Consider the following 24538-nt stretch of genomic DNA (forward strand, 5'->3'; position numbering starts at 1 on the left):
ATCTTCATCTTTTTTAGTAAAATCGTAAAAAAGATGATCAAAGAGATATAATCAGTGATCATTTTTACTGTTTATATATACAAATTGATATAGGAGTGTATTTGTATCGGTTTACCGATTTTTGACACTACCGATACAACTAAGAGGTTCAGTTTATGAACAGATTAAGTGAGGTATAAAAGTTAAAATAAGATTACCAAAATGGGGATGCGGATATTTTTTTGGACTAATTTAATACGCTAAACCTAATGATTTTCGATATTCTATAGGACTTTTATATCCTAATGAACTTTTGATTCTTTTGGAATTATACCACATGATATAGTCATTTAACTGTTTCATGAATTCTTCAGTTGATATATTTTCCCAGTCTCTATGATAATAAAATTCGTTTTTCAATCTTCCAAAAAAACCTTCACATGCTGAGTTATCCGGTGAACACCCTTTTTAGACATTGATCTTATTACTGAATTTTCTTCCATAAGTTTTATCCATTCTGGCCATCGATAGTGTGCTCCTCTATCGGCACTATACCGAATTCGGTATAGTACTGATCGTGGAAATGAATTCAAAAATAGGATCATTGAAGAAGCGCTCGAAACATTTGATATCAGAAGATCATTAAGTCATAAAGGCTGCTCCTATGATAATGAAGTTGCAGAAGCGACATACAAAATCATCAAAACAGAGTTTGTATTTAATAAAAGATTTGAAAGTCTTGAAGAACTAGAACTTGAATTATTTGATTATGTAAACTGGTATAACAATGTGAGGATACATGGCTCACTTAGCTATAAAACACCAATTGAATTTAGGATGTTCTCATAGAAATTATCCAAAAAAGTGTTGACAATCCAAATAATTCAAAGTAATTCTGGGGTACATTATATATCCTAATAAACACAAAAAATTAACAGCCGGATTAATTTGCGACTATAATGGTTTGCTATCTAAATTTTCTGGTTGTGTTTAAAGAGAATAATGGTTCAAAGAAAAAATCAACGGTTTGATAGAAGTTATGTGCTTTAATCAGGCACGATTATTTTCTTTGATTAGGAACAAGATGGTACTATTGATTACGTGGGTGTTGTTGCAAATTTGAAAATAACAAGATTTACGCGATAGAAGGAAATCTAAATGACCAATGGAAACAAAACGTTTATCAACATTCTAGTAATGTTATCTTGGATATGGACTACCGGCATATTAAAAAATGGCTACTTAATTAGAGTTGCTATCGTGCATCAAACTAAAAATATATCAGGATATAAATATCCTTGAGATGACTGTTGACTTTTATGGTTGGTTGGTTTATCATATTCTTGTAATACAAATTAAGGATATAGATATCCTAAAGGGGGGAAACGTTTTGAAAAATATTAATTTATTAGAACTTAAAAAAATAGATACTACTAAAGTAGCGTGTACTCTACTAGATGCCCTTATAGGTTTGACTGATGTAATGCATATTCATCTAAAATCAATAGCCTGTGCTTATGTTATTAATAAAATGCAAACAACAATGCAATACTCTAATATGGAAGAATTTATAGAAAAAGCTGATTTATCTAATGATCAAAAAGAAATCATTTCTCAAAATGCATTTGATTGTTGGGATATCATCGTTTCTAATTTATCAAAATTCACATCATTTGAATTATTAGCTTTTATTTTATTTAACAACCCTTTATTAGGTGGAAAGAACGGTTCAATGTCAACACCTAGTGAATTATTAAATTTAGCATTATCTATTTTAAATATTAAGGATACTGACGAAGTGTTAGAACTATGTTCAGGCAAAGGAAATTTCATTGTCGAAGCAACAACAAACGGTTGTATATCAAATTATACTGGTATAGAGCTTAATATCACAGAAATAATGATAGCTAAATTAAGAGCTTCAATCATTAAAGAAAATTATAATTATATTTTACATGATGCTCTAGACTATAGATTAGATAAAAAAGCTGATAAAATTTTTGCTAATTATCCTTTTATGATGAGAAGTCCAGCTATCAATAGTTATAAAAAACAACTAGAAAAAACAACTAATTTACCTAAAGATATCATTAGAAGAGCTTCATCTGACTGGTTATTCAATTTATCAATAATGGATCAATTAAAAAAGGATGGTAAAGCAGTTGTTCTTATGACATACGGAAGTACTTGGAACAATACTGATGAAAAAATTCGGCAATACTTTATAGAAAGTGGATATATTGAGAGCGTAGTTTCTCTTGCGCCTCGTTTATTTGAAGAAATGTCTATTCCAGTCTCGTTAGTTGTTTTAAGTCACAATAATAAAAGTGTTCGATTAGTTGATGCTAAAAATCTTTTTAAGAGTGAAAGAAAAAAGAATATTTTAACACAAGAAAATATTAATGATATTTTGGGAATGTTAGACAAAGATAGTGAATTATCAACAACAAAAACAATCAAAGAATTATCGGAAAATGAATTTGTATTAAATGCAAGTCGCTATTTTGAAGTTCTTCCAACTATTGAAAATGGTGTTGCATTTGGAACGGTGATCAAAAACATCACAAGAGGCTCTCAATTAAGAGCTTCAGATTTAGATGAATACAAATCATCTATTCCAACAAATTTCAAATATCTAATGTTATCTAATATTAATGATGGAGTTATTGCTTTAGATAATGAAGATCAATATTTAAAAGAGATACCTGAAAAATTAGAAAAATATTGTATAAAAAATAATATGATTGTTCTTTCTAAAACAGGAATGCCTGCTTTCAAATCAGCTGTAGCTCAAATCGATGATAAAACTAAAGTCGTAGCAAACGGCAATCTATTTGTAATTGAGCTTGATGAGAATAAAATAAATCCTTTCTTTATTCAGGCATTTTTTGCAAGTAATGTAGGTGAAATGAGTTTAAAAAGTATTTATACAGGAGCCGCAATCCCGACTATTACTTTAGATAAATTGAAGAAAATGATAATTCCTTTACCAACATTAAAAGAACAAGAACATATTGCACAAAAATATGCAGCAGCTATGGATGAATTAATCTTATTGAACAGAAAAGTTGTAAAAACAAAAAATAGAATGAAACACATTTTTGAAGAGGAGGAATAATCTTGTTAAACAGTTACGAGTTAGAAGAAATTATTGATATTATTACTCAAAAAGTTATTTTAGCTAATCGTACGGGTACACTTGAAACTCTTCTTCAACAATGGGGATTAGATGATCTACTAAATAGTGAGTCAACATACGAAACAAATAAAGATGGTAAAATTGTAGTTATAGGACAAACTGAAGTTAAACCAAATGTTCTACAAGGGATTATTAAATCATTAAACCTTGATAAGAGCAGATTTGAATTTTGTTTAGATTATAATGGGAGTAAAACATATAATTATAAAAAATTGCAATACTCACCAAATTATCGAGTGGTTATGGTAGGACCTATTCCCCATAGTTCTGTCGGTAAGAATAATAGTAGTAGCGTCATAGCTGAGATGAAAAATAAAGAAGGCTATCCACGTATTGAAACATTACATGATAGTAACGAATTAAAAATAACAAAGTCCAACTTTAAGAGTACTCTTGAAAAACTTATTCAAGAAAATTACATATAGATTATTAAAATATGTGAGGTGTTGTTATTGATTTGAAACATCATAACTTATTTTATAGGGTCTAACGCTTCTGTTTATTGTAAAGACGAATTTTACAAGTTATAATATATCGTAATAGTATATTTGTAATCATTACTAGAAAAGAGGCACTAAAATACAAATAAGTTATCCTAAAGTATTTGGATTAATGTGAAAATATCAAAAGAAAAGATTTAATTGGGGCAGTAAAAATGAATCTAGTACTGCTTCAAAGATTTATAAAAATGAACCAGTATCATTAGAAATATTAATGCGAATATGTATAGTATTTCATTGTAATATAGGTGAAGTTATATTAGATGAATAAATTATTTGGAGGATAAATATTATGGCGATGATAGAATTACAAAATCAAACGAATATAAACATTCAAGAAAAAGCAAATTTAATATGGGAAATAGCTACACATTTAGTAGGCTTATTTAAGCCGCATGAATATGGAAAAGTAATTTTACCTATGACAGTTTTAAAACGTTTTGATGATGCACTAGCAGATACAAAAGAAGATGTACTAGCAATGTGCGAAAAATTAGATATACAAAAAGCAAATGAGCAAATTAGAGACGGAGCACTTCGTGCAGTTTCTAAGTATTCTTTTTACAATACAAGTAAATTTGATTTCAAAAAATTAATTGCTGATCCAGATAATATTGAAGCTAATTTTGACAATTATTTAAAAGGTTTTTCAGATAATGTTAAAGATATCATTGCTAATTTCAAATTTGAAAATGAAGTAAAAGCAATGGCAGATGGTGGAGTTTTATTTGTTGTTATTCAAGAATTTAATTCAAAAAAAGCAGATATGTCACCTGATAAAATAACATCTACAGATATGGGTTATATATTTGAAGAATTAATTCGAAAATTTTCAGAAAGTTATGATGAGCAAGCAGGAGCTCACTTTACTAGTAGAGATATTATTTATTTGATGACAGAAATGTTAATAGCTCCTGAAAAAGAAATTATTAAAGAATATGGGTGTACTAAAACTGCGTATGATATGGCAATGGGAACATCTCAGATGTTAGGTTGTCTTACAGAAAGATTGCAAGATATCAATAAAGGAGCTGATTTAACTTGTTTTGGACAAGAATTTAATCCAGAAACATATGCAATTGCAAAAGCAGATATGCTTATAAAAGGTGGGAATGCCTCCGGTATGAAGTACGGAGATACTCTTTCTGATGATAAGTTTGAGGGGTATCAATTTGATTATATTATTTCAAATCCGCCTTTTGGAATCGATTGGAAGAGAGAAAAAAACGAAGTTCAAACTGAGCACTCTAAAAAAGGTTTTGATGGTCGTTTTGGACCTGGACTACCTGCTATTTCAGATGGACAACTGTTATTTATGCTAAATGGTGTTAAAAAATTAAAAGAACATTCTGGTCGCATGGCTATTATTCAAAATGGTTCCTCTTTATTTAATGGAGATGCAGGAAGTGGCGCATCTAATATTAGAAAATATTTAATTGAAGAAGATTTAGTCGAAGCAATCGTCCAATTACCTACAGATTTATTTTACAATACCGGAATTGCTACCTATATTTGGTTAATTAGTAAAAACAAATCAAATGAACGTTCAGGAATGATTCAATTAATAGACGCTTCTAAATGCTACGTTAAAAGAAGAAAAAATATTGGTAATAAACGTGTTGATTTAGATTCTGATTGTATTGATTTGATTATCAATGCTTACAATGAATTTGATAACAAAGAATACAATTATAAAAAAGATGAGAAAGATTTATTTGTTGAATCAAAAAAATATAAAAATCAAGATTTTGGTTATACAAAAGTGAGTGTACAAACCCCTATTTGTGATAATCATGGTAACCCAATACTAAAAAGAGGAAAAGCACAACCAGATAAATTAAAATCTGATACTGAAATTATTCCTTTAAATGAAAATATCGATGATTACATGTCTAAAAATGTACTACCATTCAATAAACATGCTTATTTAGACAGAAGTAAAGATAAAATAGGATATGAAATACCATTTACTAGATTATTCTATAAATTTATACCACCAATATCTTCAAAAGATATTTTTGATGAAATAAAAAAATTAGAATTGGAAGAAACAAATCTAATGAAGGAGCTGTTTAGTAATGAGTAAGCTAAAAAGTACAAATATTCCTTGGTGTCCAGTAATTTCTAATAAATGGAATATTGAAAGGGTAAAAAATAAATTTTACATTTCAAAAGTAAAAGCAAATATTAAAAATCCTACAGTTTTAAAATTAGCAAGAATTGGAGTTCAAATCCGTGACATTTCAAACAATGAAGGACAGTTAGCTGCCAGTTATGAAAATTATAATCCTGTTCGATATGGTGATTTACTATTAAATCCAATGGACTTGTATAGTGGTGCAAACTGTAATATGTCGGAAGTCGAAGGAGTAATCAGCCCTGCATACATTAATTTAAGGACAATATATAATGATAACCCCAAATATTATGACTATTATTTTAAATTTCAATATTGGATTATGGCAATGTTTGCGCATGGCAAAGGTGTTTCTTTTGATAATAGATGGACAATTAATACTGAATCTATTTTAAATTACGAAATACCCGTTCCGAGCAAAGAAGAACAAGATAAAATCGTATATATTATAAATAAAAAATGCAATCAAATTGATTTACTAATAAAAAATCAAGAAAAACAAATTGAAAATTTAAAAGCATATAAACAAAGCTTAATAACTGAAGTTGTAACAAAAGGATTAGATCCTAATGTTGAAATGAAGGATAGTGGAGTTGAGTGGTTAAATGAGATTCCCAAAAACTGGTCTACATGTCCTTTAAAATATTTCTTTGATTTCGGTAAAGGATTACCAATTACAAAAGCTGATTTAAAAGAAAATGGTGAAAAAGTAATTAGTTATGGACAAATTCATTCTAAACAGAATAACTTCACACAAGTTAGTAGTGAATTATTAAGATTTGTTGATCCTATTTTTATAGAGACGAATCCACAATCGCTTGTTAATAAATACGACTTTATTTTTGCAGATACATCAGAGGATCGAGAAGGTGCAGGAAATTTTGTATATGTAAACAATAACGAGAGAATATTTGCTGGATACCATACTATTATTTTGAAAAATAATACTGGAATTGATTATAAATATTTAGCCTATCTATTTATGACCGACAATTGGAGGAGTCAAATAAGATGTAGAGTAAATGGAGTAAAGTTATTTAGCATTACAAAAGGAATATTATCCAAAACAACTATAATCTTACCTACTTTATTTGAACAAAATATGATAAACAACTTTTTGGATGAAAAATGTACTCAAATTGATCATCTGATTACTATAAAACAGAATAAAATTAAAAAACTGAACGATTATAAAAAATCAATTATTTATGAATATGTTACTGGGAAAAAGGAAGTGATATAAGTGGTCGACTTAATTATTAAAGACATAGAATGTGCATTAGATAATAATGCTTTTCTATCCGCTCTTTCACTATCACTTATGTTACCAGATATTTGTGGTAAAGCTAAATATCCAAAAGAAAATAATAATAAAAAACGTTATATTTGGTGGTATGATGAATATGTAGGAAAATATGAAAAATGTCCTGGATATGAAGACAAATATCCTTATTTAAGTGGTGAGGTTATTTATAATTTAAGGTGTAACTTTTTACATCAAGGAAATCCAAATATAGAAAAAGATAGACTTAATCAAGAATGCTGTAAGATAGATGAATTTATTTTAGAAACTGAAAAGAAAAAAGATTTTAATGTACTAATCGATTCATCTGGTATAACATCTACATATTGTGGTAATCAAAAGGTTAATACAGGTTATAAAACATATAGGGTTAACGTTAGAAGATTATGTTTCATAATAACTGCAAATGCACGTACATATTATGAAAAAAATAAAGATTTATTCAACTTTTTTAACTACAGATTAATTGATAAAGATAAAAAATATAAAGAAATACGCATTATAAAATAATAATTTTGTCGAAAGGAAATCTAGAATATGAATGAATTAGAAAAACAAAAAAATGAATTAGTAACTCAAGACAGCAAAGATAATTCATATAAAAAAATATTAACTATTAATTCATCAACGCTAGATATTGATTATAAAAGAGCTATAAACAAAATTTTTCAGTATGTAAATATAGCGGATATTATTAACAAAGTTGAAAAAGGCGTCGAATATATTGTGAAGATTCCTTCTGAATTTGAAGGTGGATTTAAAGTTGGCGATTTTTGGATTATGGAAAATCAAAAGAGTGGAAAATTATGGCCTAATCTAATGAAACTAGGAGACGACGGCAGACAACAAATTGTTACACCTTTACCAATAAAGAAAGAAGAATTTTTCAAAGGAAATCCAGTAAATGATATTACCTCTAATTTTCACAATATCTATATGCAAAATAAGATAAATGAAATTTCTAGTATGTTGGAGGAAACAATAGAAGCAGTACGTCGCATTGAAAACGGTCAAAAGGATGACCGTATTGGAAAACTAGAAGCTGGAAAACAAGGTATATTATTAGCTATTGCACAAAAAGATGATGAAAGTAGAAAACATGCTATTTTACTTGCTAGAAATGAAATTAATGTTGCACAGAATCAGATATTAAAAACATTAGAACGAAAAATCATAGATTTTAAGCCACTACTACGAACTACTTTTGGGCTCTTCTTAAAGCAATGTACTTCTAAATCAGATTATTTAGGCAAACGAGATGATGAATACAACGAAATACTTGATTATTACTACTTATATATAGAATCTACAAAAATGTTAGCTGCATCCTATATAATAGTAGATGATTATGAAAATGCTCAAATGGTTCTTGATATTGGTATAAATAAACTAAATAAGATCGATTACAAAAATCTGGCAACAATAGAACATTCACATAAAAATGCTGAATTTGAAAAAATTTATAATAATCCTGCTGATTATTTAATCCTAGAAAAAAATATTTGCATGGAAGACGCAATTGACTATGATTGCTTATCTATTTCTATAAATGGTAATGAATTATTGGAGATTTTATTAAATGGAAAAGAAAAGGATAAACAAGAAACTGAATAAAGAAGATCATAAAGGAATAAATAATGCTGCTAAATTGACTAAAAGAATTGTAGGTGCTGTTGGTGGATTAGCAATAGCCACTCCAGTTATAAAAAAATATGGAAAAGAGATGCTAACTGTTTCAAAAAAATTTTTTTTGAAGAAATAAGAGTGATTATTTAAGGAGGATTAACTATGGATAAGAGTGAAAAAAGATTTGAAAGGGATATTGAATCTTTTCTAATTAGTCCTAAAGGTGGTTATCAACAATTTGTTGGACAAGACAAAAATGGCAAATGGGTTCACAATCGACAACATGATGTAAATAAAGCTATTTATTTAGATGTTTTAATTGAATTTATACAAAAATCTCAGCCAAAAGAATGGGAAAGATATAAAAAATATTATGGAGATCAAGCAACTGAAAAATTATATCGTCGATTAGAAACAGCAATTACAAATCAAGGTTTAATATATGTATTAAGAAATGGTATCGAAGATATGGGAGTAAAACTTAAAGTTTGCTACTTTAAGCCAGAATCTGTGTTAAATGATGATTTAGACTTTTTATATAACTCTAATATTTTAGGATGCACACGCCAATTTAATTACTCTCCTATTAATCATAATACAATTGATATGGTATTATCTGTCAATGGTATTCCAGTAGTTGCACTAGAATTAAAAAATCAATTAACTGGGCAAAATTATGAATGTGGTATTAGCCAATATAAAAATGACAGAAGTTCTAAAGAATTTTGTTTTAGATTAAACCATAGATTTTTAGTATATTTTGCTGTGGATCTATATGAAGCTTGGATGACTACTCAATTAAAAGATGGTGGTACATACTTCATGCCATTTAATCAAGGCTCAAATGGAGCTGGAAATACTGGCGGTGCTGGAAATCCTACAAATCCAAATGGTTACGCTACATCATACTTATGGGAAGAAGTTCTTCAAAAAGATTCTTTATTAGATATTATTCATCGTTTTATTTCATTTGTTACTGAAAAAGAAGAAGTTGAAAAAAATGGAATAACAAAAACTATAAAAAAAGAAAAATTAATATTTCCTCGTTATCATCAATATGATGTAGTTAAAAAAGTCATGTCTGATGTAAAAATTAATGGGGCAGGACAAAACTATTTAATTCAGCATTCTGCTGGATCAGGTAAATCAAATTCTATTGCTTGGATAGCGTATCGATTAGCTTCTATACACGATGATGAAAACAATCCCATTTTTAATTCGGTTATTGTAGTTACTAATCGAGTTGTTTTAGATTCTCAATTACAAGATACAATAAATAGTTTTGATCATAAAAAAGGTTTAGTTGAAGCTATAGATGATAAGAAAAGATCTAAAGGTCTAGCCGATGCGCTAAATGATAAAAAAAGAATTATTATATGCACAATTCAAAAATTCTTATTTGCTTATAAGGACTTAGATAAAATGTCTGGTAGCAAATTTGCCATTATTATTGATGAAGCACATCAAGGTCAAAGTGGCGAAAGTGCAAAAACACTTCGTAGATCTTTAATTGATCTTGATAAAGTGATTGAGCAATATGCAAAAGAAGAAGGAATTGATCCTAGCCTAGTAGATTTAAATAATGACTTTATCTCTGCTCTTTTAGGACAAGGTAGACATGAAAATCAATCTTTTTTTGCTTTCACAGCAACACCAAAACCTAAAACACTAGAATTATTTGGAAGATATGATTCTACTTTAAAAAAATATGTACCTTTCCATATCTATTCAATGCGTCAGGCAATAGAAGAAAGATTTATACTAGATGTTTTAAGTAATTATACAACCATAAAAGAAGCATTTAGACTAATAAGAGTATCTGCTGATAACCCTGAATTAATTGAAGGAGCAGCTGCTAAAGCTTTATTTAAATATTATAAAGAGCATGGTTATACAATTCAACAAAAGACAGAAATGATAATGTCTAACTTTTTGAATAATGGTAGATTTAAAATCAACGGAAAAGGAAAAGCAATGGTCATTGCTGATTCAAGAGCAAATGCTGTGAGATATTATTTTGCAATAAAAGAATATTTAAAAAATCATCCACATGAAGGTTCAGGTTCTGATGTTATGGTTGCATTTTCTGGAACTGTAAAATTAGATGGTATCGAATATACTGAAGCCGACCTAAACCAAGATGAAAAAGGTAGAAATATAACGACCGATAAAAAGTTCCGTAAAGTCTTTAGAAGTGATAAATATAATATTCTCGTAGTAGCTAGAAAATACCAAACTGGTTTTGATGAACCGTTATTACACTCAATGTATGTCGATACCAAGTTAAAAGATGTAACTGCTGTACAAACATTATCAAGATTAAATCGTACTGCATCAGGTAAAAACGACACTTTTGTTTTAGATTTTGAAAATACTGAGGAAGATATCAAAAAATCTTTTCAAACATTTTATGAAGCAACTTATTTGGATGGACAAACTGATATTAATAGTATCTACGATTATAGAAATAAAATTAAAAATTATATGTTATATGATTGGGACGATGTATCTACTTTTAAAAATTTTATGTTATCACAAAAATCTAATAAACAAACTTCTACTTCCTTGGGAAAACTATCCAGTATATTTAAACCGATAATTGAAAGATTTAATGAATTAGAAGAAGATGATCGCTATACAGCACGTGATTATATTCGAAAATTTAATAGAGCATATTCTTATATTACACAATTAGTCCGTCTACATGATGAAGATTTATTTGATGAATTTCTGTATACAAGCAATTTAGTCAGGTTATTGCCATCAAATGAAAAAATATTCATTGATATTGACGACAAAATTAAACTAGAATATGCATCATTAAAAGAAACATTTAAAGGTGCTATTATACTTGAAAAGAAATCAATAGATGTATCTGCTTCACAATCAATTGCTCCTAAAAAGCCAGATAAGAAGAAAGATACACTACAAAGTATCATTGACAAAGTAAACGAAAGATTTGATGGTGACTTCACTGATGGTGATAAAGTTATAATTGAAGGAATATACCAAATGTTTATGAATGATAGCGATGTAAAAAAATTCAAAAAATACGCCAAAGATAATAACCCTGAAATGTTCATCAATAGCTTATTCCCAGATAAATTCAATGATATTGTCACTAAATGTTTCTTAGAAAATAATTATTCATTTGAAAAATTGTTTAATGACCCAGATTTTTATCAAAAAGTTAGAGATGCTATGGCAAACGAACTTTATAAAAGTTTAAGAAAATCGTAGCTTTATCATTAAAAGAGTTAAAATATTGATGGCATAAATTGGGACACATTCAAATAAAGTATATCTTATTGTTACAGAAAGTACATCATTATATTTAATTCAGAAGATTATGGGATTATTTTTTTCAGCAGCTTGTAGCTTATGTAATATCCCAAAGAGGATATCGGTGTGCTTACGAAAGATTTGATGTGGAGTATGTCTTAAGATTTATTAATTCAGTAAACGATGAATATCTAGACTTTGAATCAAAAGTTAGAAATATGCCTTTAAATTTATAAATAATAGCTTTTTATTGTATTATTCTGTAAAAATTTGTTGGATATGGAAAATTAAACATTTATGGGTACGAAGTCTAGAATAGTATGTTTTTTAATTATTGTTTAATATTGTTTAATTATTAAAATTTATTACATAGAAAAAGTAACGAACTCATAAATTATGTTATAAGTTTACAAGTGTTTATCATATAGATAAACTTAAATTCGATAATAACATTGTTAAAAAGGATAAACCTAATAATGAAGAAGTGTATCACATTACTGATACTATAAATATAGTCATTACTAATGACAAGCAAACACTATTCTAATACTACGATTATAATAGATTTAAGAAAAAAGGATTAAGAAATGATGGAGAGGTTTATATATTAGGTCTTTATTGCTTAGTTTGGAATGTGGATCGCTACTACTATGTGGAGATAATTTATAAAAATAAGAAAAAGTTATTATATTTAGTGCTGGATTATATTGTTTCAGTATTAGAAATTCTAGATTGTTTTGTCTTAAAAAAGTCCTTTGATTTTGAACTAAATGAAATTCTCAAATATGCTATTTAAATGTTTGAACGTGGTATAAAAAATTAATTTGCAATATGGTAATTCACCTATGAAAATAATTATTAATAATGATGTAATTACTTTGGTTTATGATATGAAGTTATTTAGAGTAATTATAGAAATAATTATTAATTCCAATCTTCTTTTGTTTTGAAGAAAAAATTTAAATATTTGACCCAAAAGAAATATAAGAAGAGTATAGAAAAATGATATTATAATCTTAACAAAGCGAATGATGTTGTTAAATAATTAAAAAGGAAGTGAAAATAATGCCTTTATGTCCAATACATAAAACTCAACTATTATCTACGAATGAGACTATATTACAAAATAATAATGGAGTGATATATCATATACCTGTATTTTTTTGTAAGACGTGTAGCAGGTACTATGCAATTGGAATAGATCATGAACATGAACCTGGTCTTGTAAAAGTTTTTAAGAATTCTTCAATTATTTATGTTTCTAGTTTTGCACAGTTAAAAAATTCAGAAAATAGTGATGCTGCAAGAGTAATGGAAAAAAATAAACAAAAAAATAGCAAAAAAGAGAATTCTAAAAAGAAAATGAAAAATAAAAATCATAATAATGGGGGTAATACCATTATTATTCATAGGTTTAAAAGTAACAAAGAGGCTCATAATTTAGTTGATAAATTTAATAAAATAGGTTTTGATTATCCTCAATTAATGGTAAATGATAAATCTATAAATGAAATTATTACTAAAATATTTGTTTCAGGAATAAATCAAAGTTGTGTCATTAGAAATATGTCGGTCATTCAAACTAAAAATAATGATGAGTTTGTTGTTAGAAAGATACAGATTTATAATACAGAAAGTAGCTTTTTGAATGCAATTTTGCCTGATAATATTTATTTAACATTTGATGGAAGGATTAAGAAAAGTGAACTATGGCTAGAAGACGTAAATATTATTGAGAGTCCTGAAAAAAGAGAAAATGATATAACTATTAGAGCTAATTTTGTATTTAATAAAGTAGGTTCTAATTGTTTGTATGATTTAATAACTTTAGATAACACAAAAGCTATGCTAAATAAGACTGTATCGGAATTAAAGTTATGGGATGATTATCTTGAATGGAAAGAACAATTGTCTCTATATAGGATGAGTGCATTAAAATATCTTTCTTTTTATATTGATTTTGATGAATATAATGTCCATTTTTTAACTGTTTCAGATTATGATACTGATTTAAAAAACTTTAAAAGATATTTAAATCGAAATGAAGTGAGTGTATATGGAAATAATTCTTCAAAAGACAGATGGAAATTTAAAGCAGAAATTGACATTCAGAGCACCACTAATAGTGGAGTAATTTTAGATTTTATTTCGAATAATGGAAGCATTAATGTTGAAAATATTGATTTTGACATTTGGGATGAATGTAGGACTTATGTCTCTTTTTACAACGAAAATAATCTCACTTTAGAAGAATGTATTAGAAGTATTGAAGACAATTATGAAATGCCAACATACCAAGAACTTGTATTTAAACTTCCAGATACGATAATTGAATTATTAGAAATAGAAAAAGAAAATAACTTAAATATAGGAGAAAACCTAGTTCGAAGAGTATATCGTAATTTTGATGTTGATGGATTTATTGCTACTTCACAGTTAGGTGATATAGTATTAAATAAAAGGTTAAAAAAAGCTATCAATGATTTGAAAATTGGAAATACAGTTTCACAAAGGTTGGATAAATGGTTATTTGATATTAATAAAGCTAAGTTACCAGAAAATATCGAAGACATAAATAATTGGCTAAATCCAAATTTGAATGAACCACAAAAGAATGCTGTAAGAAAAATGGTTTCAGCACCAGATGTGTGTTTATTGCAAGGTCCACCTGGTACTGGAAAAACAACAGTAATAGCAGAGGCTATTTTTCAATTCGTATCTCAGAATAAAAGGGTATTAGTAGCATCTCAAGCAAATCTGGCAGTAGATAATGCTTTAGAACGTTTGATTTTATTGCCAAATATTAGAGCTGTAAGGCTAGGCAATGAAAGAAAAATAGATAAGTCAGTAACGAAAATTACAGAGGACAATGTATTATTAACTTTTTATGATTCTTTAAGGATGTATATACAGAATAGATATATTGATTGTTGGGACAATATAGATGTCAAATTAAGAGATTTAGACACATTGAAATTAGATTACCAGCATTTAAAATTAAAAATAAATGGTAATATGGTGCAATTAGGAATTATTGAAGAAAAGTTAAATGAATTAGATAAAAGATTACAGGAATTATCTAAGGATAGGCGCAGATTTGAAAACAACATAATTCAATATCGTTTGCTGACTTCATATCCAATAAAAGATATAAGTATTTTAACAGATGATGAATTGATTATCATACTTAAAAAGTGCTCATCTATTGTTAATGAACTGTTTGATAATTCAATTTATTTGATACCATCAAAATTAGACGATTCAATATTAAAAATCAGCAGAAATAATATTTTAAGAGATTTAATAACCTTATTATTTAATAATCTATTTAGAATTGATAGCATAATTGAAAAGTGTTTAAATAGTTCAATTACTACAAATAATGAAGTTGTTGAATTAAATAAAACTATAAATTTATTACAAGAAAAAATGCTTTCCTCTGGGAAGCAGGAAGATTTTATTGCTTGGAAAAAAGTTAAAGATAAACTTGAAGTACTTTCCTTAAATCAGAACTTTTTAACTGATGAGGAAAGTAGAATATTCAACATTAAAAGTGATTCTAATAATATTAAAGATACTGTGCTAAAAGCATTTGATAAAAATTCGTATCAAATTGGAAAACTTAAAGAAATTATTGATAATCATTTTGAAGATATAATTTCTGTATTGAGTAACTTAATTGGAAATATAAAAAAAGAAGAAAAAAAATTAAGAATAGATTTTGAAAAATTATCAAATGATAAGAACGAATTATTATTACAAAAGAATGAATTAGAAAAGAAAAAAACTGAATTTTACGGAAATCACTCTGAGGATATTGATTTTGATGAACTTATAAAAGAAAAGAAAAAAGAATTACTTAGTCTTAACAATGAAGGAAAGATATTAAGAAAAGAATGGGAACCGTTTTTTAAAGATTTAAATCAATGGATTGAGGGTATTCCGGATTATCAACAAGAAAAAGAAATATATTTAAAGGATTATATCAATGGTTGTAATGTTGTGGGAATCTCTTGTACAGAAAATTCTAAGACGCTTATTGAAAATGGATTTGATAACTTTGATGTTCTAATTATTGATGAAGTTAGTAAAGCTACTCCACCAGAACTATTATTACCTATGTTAAGAGCGAGAAAGACAATTTTGGTTGGAGATCATAGGCAATTACCACCGCTATTTAATGAACACGAAAAATCTTATTATGATTTGGTTGATGAACAAGAATTTGATAATTCTTCACTTGTAGAGTTAAAACGTGAAGACTTTGAAAAGTATAAAGATTTAGTAACCGCATCTCTTTTTGAAAGATATTTTGAAAATGCTGATAATAGTATCAAAGAAACACTAACTTATCAATATCGGATGCATTCAGATATTATGCAAATTATCAATATGTTTTATGATAATTCTTTGATAGATGGTAATAATTCTTTAAAAAATCCAATTAAAGAACACGGGTTAACAATTTCTTCAATTAATAATACTCCATTGATTACACCAAACAAACATGCTTACTGGATTGATTCTTCTTCATTTGCTGGACACAATGTTTATGAAAGCAGACGAGATGGTAGTACTTCGGCAGAGAATAGACTTGAAGCAGAAATTATTATAGAAATGCTAGATAAAATGGAACAAGAATATTTAAACAAAAATATAAAGATTAAGGTACAAGTTGGAGTTATTAGTTTTTATTATGATCAAGTAATATTAATAAGGCGATTATTGAAAAATAAAACATTCTATACGATGAATATAGACGTAAATACAGTAGATAGGTTCCAGGGTAAAGAAAAAAGTATTGTTTTTGTAAGTTTGGTTAGAAATGTTAAAAGCCATATACACAATAATAATTCTCATATTGCAGCATTTCAACGTATTAATGTTGCTTTTTCACGTGCCAAAGAATTACTAGTTATCATTGGGGCAAAAGATATGTACGCTGAACAACCTGTTTTAATATCTAATATGAATACTGGAGAAGAAAAAGAATTAATGATATATAGACATATTCTAGAAATGCTGAATAGTAAAGGTGCTTTATTTTATAGTGATGATGTTTTGCCTAAAACTTATATAGAGAATATTTTTAACTTGAGAGGTGAATCAAATGATATTTAGTGATAGTCAATTGTCATTAATAGGAAAAAGATATTCATTGAATATTATGTGTCGTTCTACAAGACGGTTAACTACAATGGAATGGATGATTCTTAAGCTAGTAAAAGACTTTTCAAATAATTCTAAAGGATACAAAATTAAATTTGCATTTGAAGAAGTTATGAATATACAAAACTCCGATATGCTATTAAAACCTTCATTTGAAGAATTGTTAAAATTAGGTGTTATTATTATAGATAAACAAAATTTTTCCTTTTATTCAGAATTGTTGATTTCAGATATAAAAATAACGGAATCTGGATTAGAAATGTTAGAAAAAGGACTTCGCCCTGGAGAAAGTAGGCAACTTAGTATGGATTTAACATATAATCCAATACTACAATTATTTAATGAAAAAGCTCACAAAAGACGAGATTGTATAATGCTAAAATTATCATATGAAGCATATGTTAATTTTCCTAAAAATGATGTTATTTCAGGTTTACAAAATGGAAATTTAGGAACAGAAAAATTTTCTGCATCACAATATATAATTGATGATATTGAAGTTGTCTCAGAAGAAAATATTGATGTTTACTCAACAGTATTGGTTGATATCAATATAGAAGATAAAATTGTTACTACTAAGCCAACTATTCATTCAAAAGATGATTTCGCTATTATGAAACAATTAATCTATAATACAATTTTGAGTGAAAACGATACAAAAAAATTAAAAAAAGCCTCTAAAGAAAGTATATTAAAAATATTAGGTGCTGGTAATAGGCTTAAAGAAAATATTTATAAACTTATTAAACAAAATTCTGTTATTTTTATGAATAATAGTCTATTTGATTCTTTAAATATAGAATTATTAGCTGACAAAAAAATAATTGTTTTTAGTAGTGAGTCGAAGAAAAAAATAATAAGTTGCAAAAATAATATTGTGTATATTCCTAAAGCATTTATTAATGATACTTGCTGTGTTTTTACACCTAATGGAAACCACATTAGTTTTTCAAAAATGACTTGTCAATATAATGGTAAAAAAATTGATATACCATTTGCATATATAGATAAAAATCTTTCAAAGAGTATAATTTTAGAGTGGTTGTTTGATTTACTTAAAAATAATATATCATTTGATATTTCTTATGGGATTTTTGCAAAATTTGCTTATATTAATAATGATGACTTTGTTTCACTTATAAATAATGTTTGGAAAAACTATTCATTTGAAGAAATAATTGGGGATATAAATAAGCTTGCAGATATTTACGAAACATTAAATTTTGAACTAAATGTGATTGAAGACTTAGAAAAGACACTAATAGAAAAAGCAAAATCAGACGATAGCGTTGAATTTTTGAGAAATATAGGGACTTTAACGAAAACAAATATTATTCAAAAAAATTCAGATGTTTATATCAATCTAATTAGTAATACTTTTTCGTTATTACCAAAGCCTAAAAACTATAATGATTTGAATGTTGCAATGCAATTACTAATGATTAAATCTCACGATGATGCTGTTAAATTAAATGCTAATATAAACATTTTATATAATCGGGATGTTATTTCAGATGTAATTAAAAGTATTGTTTTAGAAACATATATCGCTCATGATTCAATTCTTGAGCTAGATTGTTTTTTCAATGATTATGTAGAATGCTTGAATAGGATAAAGACATATCTTAATGATAAAAATGTATTTAATGAAATTTCACAAGATGAATTAGTGGATATTATTCAAAACAATATAGATGTGGTCGGATTGAATACATTCGTTCAAGAGTTAAGAAATAAGCATACCGAACTAACAACATATGATATTAATATGTTTGAGGAAATGCGTAAATATGAAGAAGAAAAAACAGAACATTATATAAAAAATTTGAAAGAAATTGAAAATATTAGTAATTCTATTATTAATGGAGTATATGAAAAAATTAAAGTGATTAATCACTCAGAAGATAAAGATATTAATGTTTCAATAATTGATAAAGATATGTATTTTTTGGATACTTGTGCTCTTATCCATCAACCAGACTTATTTTTATATTTTAACGATGATGAATATATAAATGTTCCTGTAAAGGTTATTGATGAACTTGGAAAGATTAAAGATAGTTGGAATAAGAAAAATTATGGTACGAATGAAAAGACTATTGCCCGAAAACTATCGAAAGATATTTACACTATTTCTTCAATATATAACAGTGATAAGAAATTTAGGTTTAATTTTGGAAAACTAGATAGTATAGATGATTTTCCAATTGGTTTAGATAAGAATGTACCTGATAACAATATTTTAGCTACTATTTTAAAATATAAACAGTGGAAAACTCATTTAATAAGTGATGATAATCAATTTAGATTAATGGCTTCAGCTTATGGTATCGAGGTACATACTAGTGATGAATTTATTAAATCTCACAAACAGTATTATCGAAAACTTGACTTGAATAGTAACTATTCTTCTAGCACAAATAAAAAATCTAATAAAAATATTGTCGAAAACAGGTTTGAGAATAATATAAAATCAACTAATGAAGTTACTATTCATATATCGCCAAAGTATAGTGACCATAAAATTTCTGAGTTAAGAAATTACGGATTTTATTTAGATTCATTAGAACAGAATTTATTAGTAGTTAATAAAATCAAATATTTTAAAGATTTAGATGGAATGACAAAGAATAAATTGAATACATTAAGTGCTCCAAAAAAACTTATCTTTGCACGTAAGACGTTAACAGATAAATTCGATAAGCTTCTTTTAGTTTTAAATTCTTTGAAGTAAATATTAATTAAAAGAAGAAGGATTAAAATATTTTCATTTTTAATACAAGCATATATTAGGCTATTTTAAATAAGCAAGACTGTAAAAAATAATGGATTATACTTGTGCTTTTTAGTAGTATAAATGTGAAGTTTTATATTACTGATGTAAGAAATCAATGTTTAGTGTGGATATAAAATGGAATATATTAATATAATTTATTAACAATAGATTAAATCACTGTTTTGAATATAGAAATTTATATGAATACTTACCATTTAATATTGAAAGTTTTTGAAATTGTATTATATTTAGAATTATTAAAGATGCATGTTTATTTTAATGAGAAAAAATCATTACGTGCAAATTATGGCTTATATGCTGATGATTTGCGAGTGTAAGATAATAGATGGATGTTGTAGGCTCAGTATTATAGAACTCTTCAGTATAAATGATTAGTGGATAATAAAACCAATACCAATTCATGTTGTTGATTTATTTTAACACTTGATAAAAAGTATGCTAGTAGTATAGTATTTTGAATATATTTAGCAATTCCTTTTTAATCAATGAGTAATATTAATTTATAAACTCATTTTCTACGGATTCTTTATTTTGAAAATAGCTGCAGATTATTTCTGCGGTTATTTTTTGATATACTCTACGATCGTTTTGAATTATTACTAGATTAGTAGCGTTTCTTATTTTTGGTTTACTAGATTTTCTTATTAAACAGTTGTAATATCCAGATTTACTCTAAAGTATCTTGAGTATTCTTCAATTTCTTTAGTTTTATCAGAACGGTCTAATATATATTGAACTACTCATTGTTTAAGCTCATCTGTAAATGTTAGTTTAGTTATTGTCATATATCATATTTTTTTGATTTGAGATTATGCCATTGTTTCGTATGATGACTATTTCTTGTATTTAACTAGTATAATTTTTATTTTAGTATCAATATTTTTTTAAATTTAATGTGGGTGACTTAAATTATTTTAGTGTTGAAAATTTTGAACAGATAAGAGATAGGTATTTAATTAATTTTGGAAAAAGATTAATTATTATAGTGTTCATTAATAGTAGAGAGTTATTTTACTATGAACAAAGAGCACTTAGGTAAACTTATCATATTGTTTTAACTAATCAAATATGATTAGAAAAACTTAGCAAAGATAATTGATTAATACTAGTGGCACTAGATGAAACATCGTAATATTATTAATGGCAAGCAAATAAAAATTAGTAATATTTTTTAAAGATAATTTATCAATAATAGGGGACAATTCATTAGTTATAATAATTGAAAATCTTGATTAATCAAGATAGAATAAAGAATTGTTAATTGTTAAATATTAGTGGTAATACTATCTTTAGTGATAAAATAATCAAAATAAATAATTAAAATAGTATATATGAAAAGAGGTAAACTATGATTTTGTATTTTTCTGGGACTGGCAATTCTAAATGGATTGCTAGTCAGTTAGCAAAAAAATTAAATGATAAAAGTTATGATATCTGTACAATCGATGATGAGATAGATTTAACACAAGAAAAACAAATTGGATTTGTTTTTCCTGTTTATGCATGGAATGTTCCCGAAGTAATGTTGAAATATGTTAAAAAGATGAAAAAGCAAGATGTTTTTACATTTGCGATTTGTACATGCGGTGCTGATTGTGGAAAGGCATTAAAACATTTATCAAAGTTATATCATTTAGATAGTAGTTATAGTGTTGTTATGCCTAATAATTATTTGATTGCTAGTAAGATTGAAGATTTGTCAGTAATTACTAAAAAGATTGCTGATGCTAAAAATGAAATTAATACAATAGCAAGTGAAATAACTGCTAGAAAAAAAGTATATCGCGTTCATGAAGGTAGTTTGGCTTCATTAAAATCATCAATTATAAATTGGGGATTTAATAAATTTGCACGTTCAACTAAACCATTTCATGTAAATAAGCAATTATGTAACCAATGTGGAAAGTGTGCTAGTATGTGTCCTAGTAAAACAATAGAATTAATTGATGGTTATCCTATGTGGCACGATCAATGTTATATGTGTTTACGTTGTTTTAATCATTGTCCTAAAAATGCTATTCAATATGGTAAAAATACGGAAAATAAAAAAAGGTATCGCTTAGATGAATATTTATAGTTAGATGAAATAAATATTTTCATCACATCTTTTGTTGTTTATGTTATAATAACGAATCGTGGTGATGAAAATGAAAAGATTATGGAATTCGATAAAGAATGATACAGTTTTAATAATTGCTTTTGTTTTAGCAATTATTTCAAGTTTTTTTGTAAAACCCTCATGGGATTATTTAAACTATATTGATTTTACAACATTAGCATTATTGTTTTGTTTAATGTTAATTGTAAATGGTTTACAAAGTATCAAACTATTTGAACAAGTGGCAATATATTTTCTAAAGAAAATGAAAACAACTAGACAATTAGATATTTTATTAGTTGGTTTATGTTTTTTCTTTAGTATGTTTATTACTAATGATGTTGCTTTAATTACATTTGTACCATTGGCAATTATTGTTTTAAAAATGCTGAAGATGGAAAATAGGATTGTTCATGTGGTTGTATTACAAACAATAGCTGCTAATTTAGGAAGTATGTGTACACCTATTGGTAATCCGCAAAACTTATTCTTGTATACATATTTTAAGATGTCTTTAGGTGATTTTTTAATTGCAATAATACCGTTTGTTTTAATTTCTTTTGGTTTAATTGCAATTCATATTGTAAAGAAACAAGATGAAAAAATTAAAACACCAACATTACATCAAAAAGATGATACTAATATTGTTTATTTATGGATTTATTTAATCATGTTTGGGTTATGTTTATTAAGTGTGTTACATTTAATTAGTATTTTTTATTTGTTGCCAATTATATGTTTAGGGTGTTTCTATCTTGATAAAAAGACTTTAATTAGAGTTGATTATAATTTATTGTTAACATTTGTTGGATTTTTTATCTTTATTGGTAATTTAAAAAACATTGATATAATTTCACAATTTTTAAGTCAATTAGTTGCAAATAACGAAATAGCAGTTAGCGTTATTTGTTCTCAAATATTTTCAAATGTTCCTGCAACAATTTTGTTATCTGGTTTTACTAAAAATGTACATGATTTATTAATTGGAGTTAATATTGGCGGACTAGGAACATTGATTGCTTCAATGGCATCATTGATTTCTTATAAATATATTGCAAGAATGTACCCAGAACATAAAAAAGAATATTTTAAAATGTTTACTAAATACAATATTATTTATTTAATTATTTTATGTGTAGCAGCATTTTTAATTAAGATGATATAAAAAGCTCTAATGAGCTTTTTTATTTGACTATATTTTAAATTAAGAAAAGTTAATTATAATCATTTATAGTTTTTTCAATAAATGATAAAATAAGAGTAATTTAGTAATATTTTATTAAATAGACGGTGAGTCTTGAGAAATAAATACTGGTTAGTTTGCAAATGATATATTGAAATAAAGAAAAAAATTTTTATTGTATGATTTAAGAGTTCTTTTGTATGACGATTTTTATTGGAGATATGCTTTAGTTTAAAAGGAGATTTTTGAAATGAATAAACAACAATTAGCAAATAAGATATGGGAATCAGCTAATAAAATGCGTTCTAAAATAGAAGCAAATGAATATAAGGATTATATTTTAGGTTTTATTTTTTATAAATATTTATCTGATCAAGAAATAAAATTTTTAAAAGAAAATGATTTTGATGATGATGATATTAGCAATCTTGATGAAAATGACCAAGAAACGGTTGATTATATTCGTCAAAATATAGGATATTTTATTAGTTATGATAATTTATTTTCAACATGGATTTCGATGGGAAAAGATTTTGATGTTTCAAATGTTCGTGATGCACTTTCAGCGTTTGAACGTTTAATTTGGCCATCGCATAAGAAAGTATTTGAAAATATTTTTCACACACTTGATACCTGACTAAGCAAATTAGGTGATAGTTCTGGAACTCAAACGAAGGCAATCAGTGGTTTATTGCAGTTAATAAAAGATATTCCAATGGATGGAAAACAAGATTACGATGTATTAGGATTTATTTATGAGTATTTAATTAGTATGTTTGCAGCAAACGCTGGAAAAAAAGCAGGAGAATTTTATATAAGTGAATATATATTTATGTAATATTTATATTTGAATATCTTTATATATTATGTTTACAGTGGTACGTCGTATATGTGTAAGATTAGAGTTATTTAAGAGAATGTGAATAAATTGATTACAATATATGTTATATCTATTTACTAATTTTATTAATTAACAGATATAGTTATGGTGGTAATTTGTTTTCTATGCTTACTAAAATGGAAAGCAATTTTTTTCTTTCGATCAAGAAATAGTTTATTTTGGTTTGAAGTATTGGTGATTTATAAGAAAAGAAATGGCTAATGATCAAAGAACAAGTTGTTCCATATTGATAAAAATCTTTTATTTTCATGTAATTTTATTTAATATCACAGGTCCATCTTATCGAATCAAAGATAAATTAAATCCTAAAAAAACTGAGAACACTTAATTGCAACAAATTGGTCAAATTATCTTGACTTTTATA

Annotated in this window: 15 protein-coding genes and 2 pseudogenes; 16 read left to right on the plus strand and 1 reads right to left on the minus strand. The window is 26.5% G+C overall.

Going from position 1 to position 24538, the window contains the following annotated elements:
• Positions 1-231 precede the first annotated feature (231 nt).
• Positions 232-527: pseudogene (locus B5F09_RS15240) on the minus strand (IS3 family transposase); the annotation flags it as partial.
• Positions 528-543: 16 nt separating this feature from the next.
• Between B5F09_RS15240 and B5F09_RS12045 the strand changes: the two are divergent.
• The 16 genes and pseudogenes from B5F09_RS12045 to B5F09_RS15055 form a co-directional block, all read left to right on the plus strand.
• Positions 544-828 (plus strand): annotated as a pseudogene (locus tag B5F09_RS12045) (IS3 family transposase); the annotation flags it as partial.
• 541 nt (positions 829-1369) lie between these two features.
• The gene (locus tag B5F09_RS12050) at positions 1370-3097 is read left to right on the plus strand and encodes an N-6 DNA methylase (protein WP_158095846.1); all 1728 of its coding nucleotides are present in this window, start codon (positions 1370-1372) and stop codon (positions 3095-3097) included.
• A gap of 2 nt (positions 3098-3099) precedes the next feature.
• Entirely contained in the window at positions 3100-3603 is a 504-nt protein-coding gene (locus B5F09_RS12055) for a hypothetical protein (protein WP_204215311.1), read from the plus strand.
• Between the two features lie 253 nt (positions 3604-3856).
• Positions 3857-3949, plus strand: coding sequence for a helix-turn-helix domain-containing protein (locus tag B5F09_RS12060; protein ID WP_087374460.1), 93 nt, complete (start codon positions 3857-3859; stop codon positions 3947-3949).
• 21 nt (positions 3950-3970) lie between these two features.
• The gene (locus B5F09_RS12065; protein WP_204215314.1) at positions 3971-5764 is read left to right on the plus strand and encodes a class I SAM-dependent DNA methyltransferase; all 1794 of its coding nucleotides are present in this window, start codon (positions 3971-3973) and stop codon (positions 5762-5764) included.
• A complete protein-coding gene (locus tag B5F09_RS12070) occupies positions 5757-7058 on the plus strand; it encodes a restriction endonuclease subunit S (protein ID WP_087374440.1) in 1302 nt (433 codons plus the stop codon). The genes B5F09_RS12065 and B5F09_RS12070 overlap by 8 nt, the downstream gene beginning before the upstream one ends.
• A complete protein-coding gene (locus B5F09_RS12075; protein WP_087374442.1) occupies positions 7059-7628 on the plus strand; it encodes a hypothetical protein in 570 nt (189 codons plus the stop codon).
• 27 nt (positions 7629-7655) lie between these two features.
• Positions 7656-8732 carry a hypothetical protein gene (locus tag B5F09_RS12080; RefSeq protein ID WP_087374444.1) on the plus strand — a complete coding sequence of 359 codons (1077 nt, stop codon included), beginning with the start codon at positions 7656-7658 and terminating at the stop codon, positions 8730-8732.
• Positions 8698-8880: a hypothetical protein gene (locus B5F09_RS12085; protein ID WP_087374446.1), complete on the plus strand. Its 183-nt coding sequence runs from the start codon at positions 8698-8700 to the stop codon at positions 8878-8880. Before B5F09_RS12080 ends, B5F09_RS12085 begins: the two co-directional genes overlap by 35 nt.
• A 26-nt stretch (positions 8881-8906) precedes the next feature.
• Positions 8907-11984 carry a type I restriction endonuclease subunit R gene (locus B5F09_RS12090; RefSeq protein WP_087374448.1) on the plus strand — a complete coding sequence of 1026 codons (3078 nt, stop codon included), beginning with the start codon at positions 8907-8909 and terminating at the stop codon, positions 11982-11984.
• 1107 nt (positions 11985-13091) lie between these two features.
• Positions 13092-17147 (plus strand): AAA domain-containing protein, encoded by a 4056-nt coding sequence (locus tag B5F09_RS12095; RefSeq protein WP_087374450.1) that lies wholly within the window; start codon positions 13092-13094, stop codon positions 17145-17147.
• Positions 17137-19929, plus strand: a complete 2793-nt coding sequence (locus B5F09_RS12100) for a PIN domain-containing protein (RefSeq protein ID WP_087374452.1) — start codon at positions 17137-17139, stop codon at positions 19927-19929. Before B5F09_RS12095 ends, B5F09_RS12100 begins: the two co-directional genes overlap by 11 nt.
• A 1411-nt stretch (positions 19930-21340) precedes the next feature.
• Positions 21341-22069, plus strand: a complete 729-nt coding sequence (locus B5F09_RS12105) for an EFR1 family ferrodoxin (RefSeq protein ID WP_087374454.1) — start codon at positions 21341-21343, stop codon at positions 22067-22069.
• Between the two features lie 70 nt (positions 22070-22139).
• On the plus strand, positions 22140-23255 hold the full coding sequence (locus B5F09_RS12110; RefSeq protein ID WP_087374456.1) for an SLC13 family permease: 1116 nt from the start codon (positions 22140-22142) through the stop codon (positions 23253-23255).
• A 268-nt stretch (positions 23256-23523) separates the two neighbouring features.
• On the plus strand, positions 23524-23910 hold the full coding sequence (locus tag B5F09_RS12115; RefSeq protein WP_204215316.1) for a type I restriction-modification system subunit M N-terminal domain-containing protein: 387 nt from the start codon (positions 23524-23526) through the stop codon (positions 23908-23910).
• 54 nt (positions 23911-23964) lie between these two features.
• Positions 23965-24111, plus strand: coding sequence for an N-6 DNA methylase (locus B5F09_RS15055; RefSeq protein WP_204215318.1), 147 nt, complete (start codon positions 23965-23967; stop codon positions 24109-24111).
• Positions 24112-24538 lie beyond the last annotated feature (427 nt).

Source organism: Erysipelatoclostridium sp. An173, from assembly GCF_002160495.1.
Taxonomy (GTDB): domain Bacteria; phylum Bacillota_I; class Bacilli_A; order Erysipelotrichales; family Coprobacillaceae; genus Thomasclavelia; species Thomasclavelia merdavium.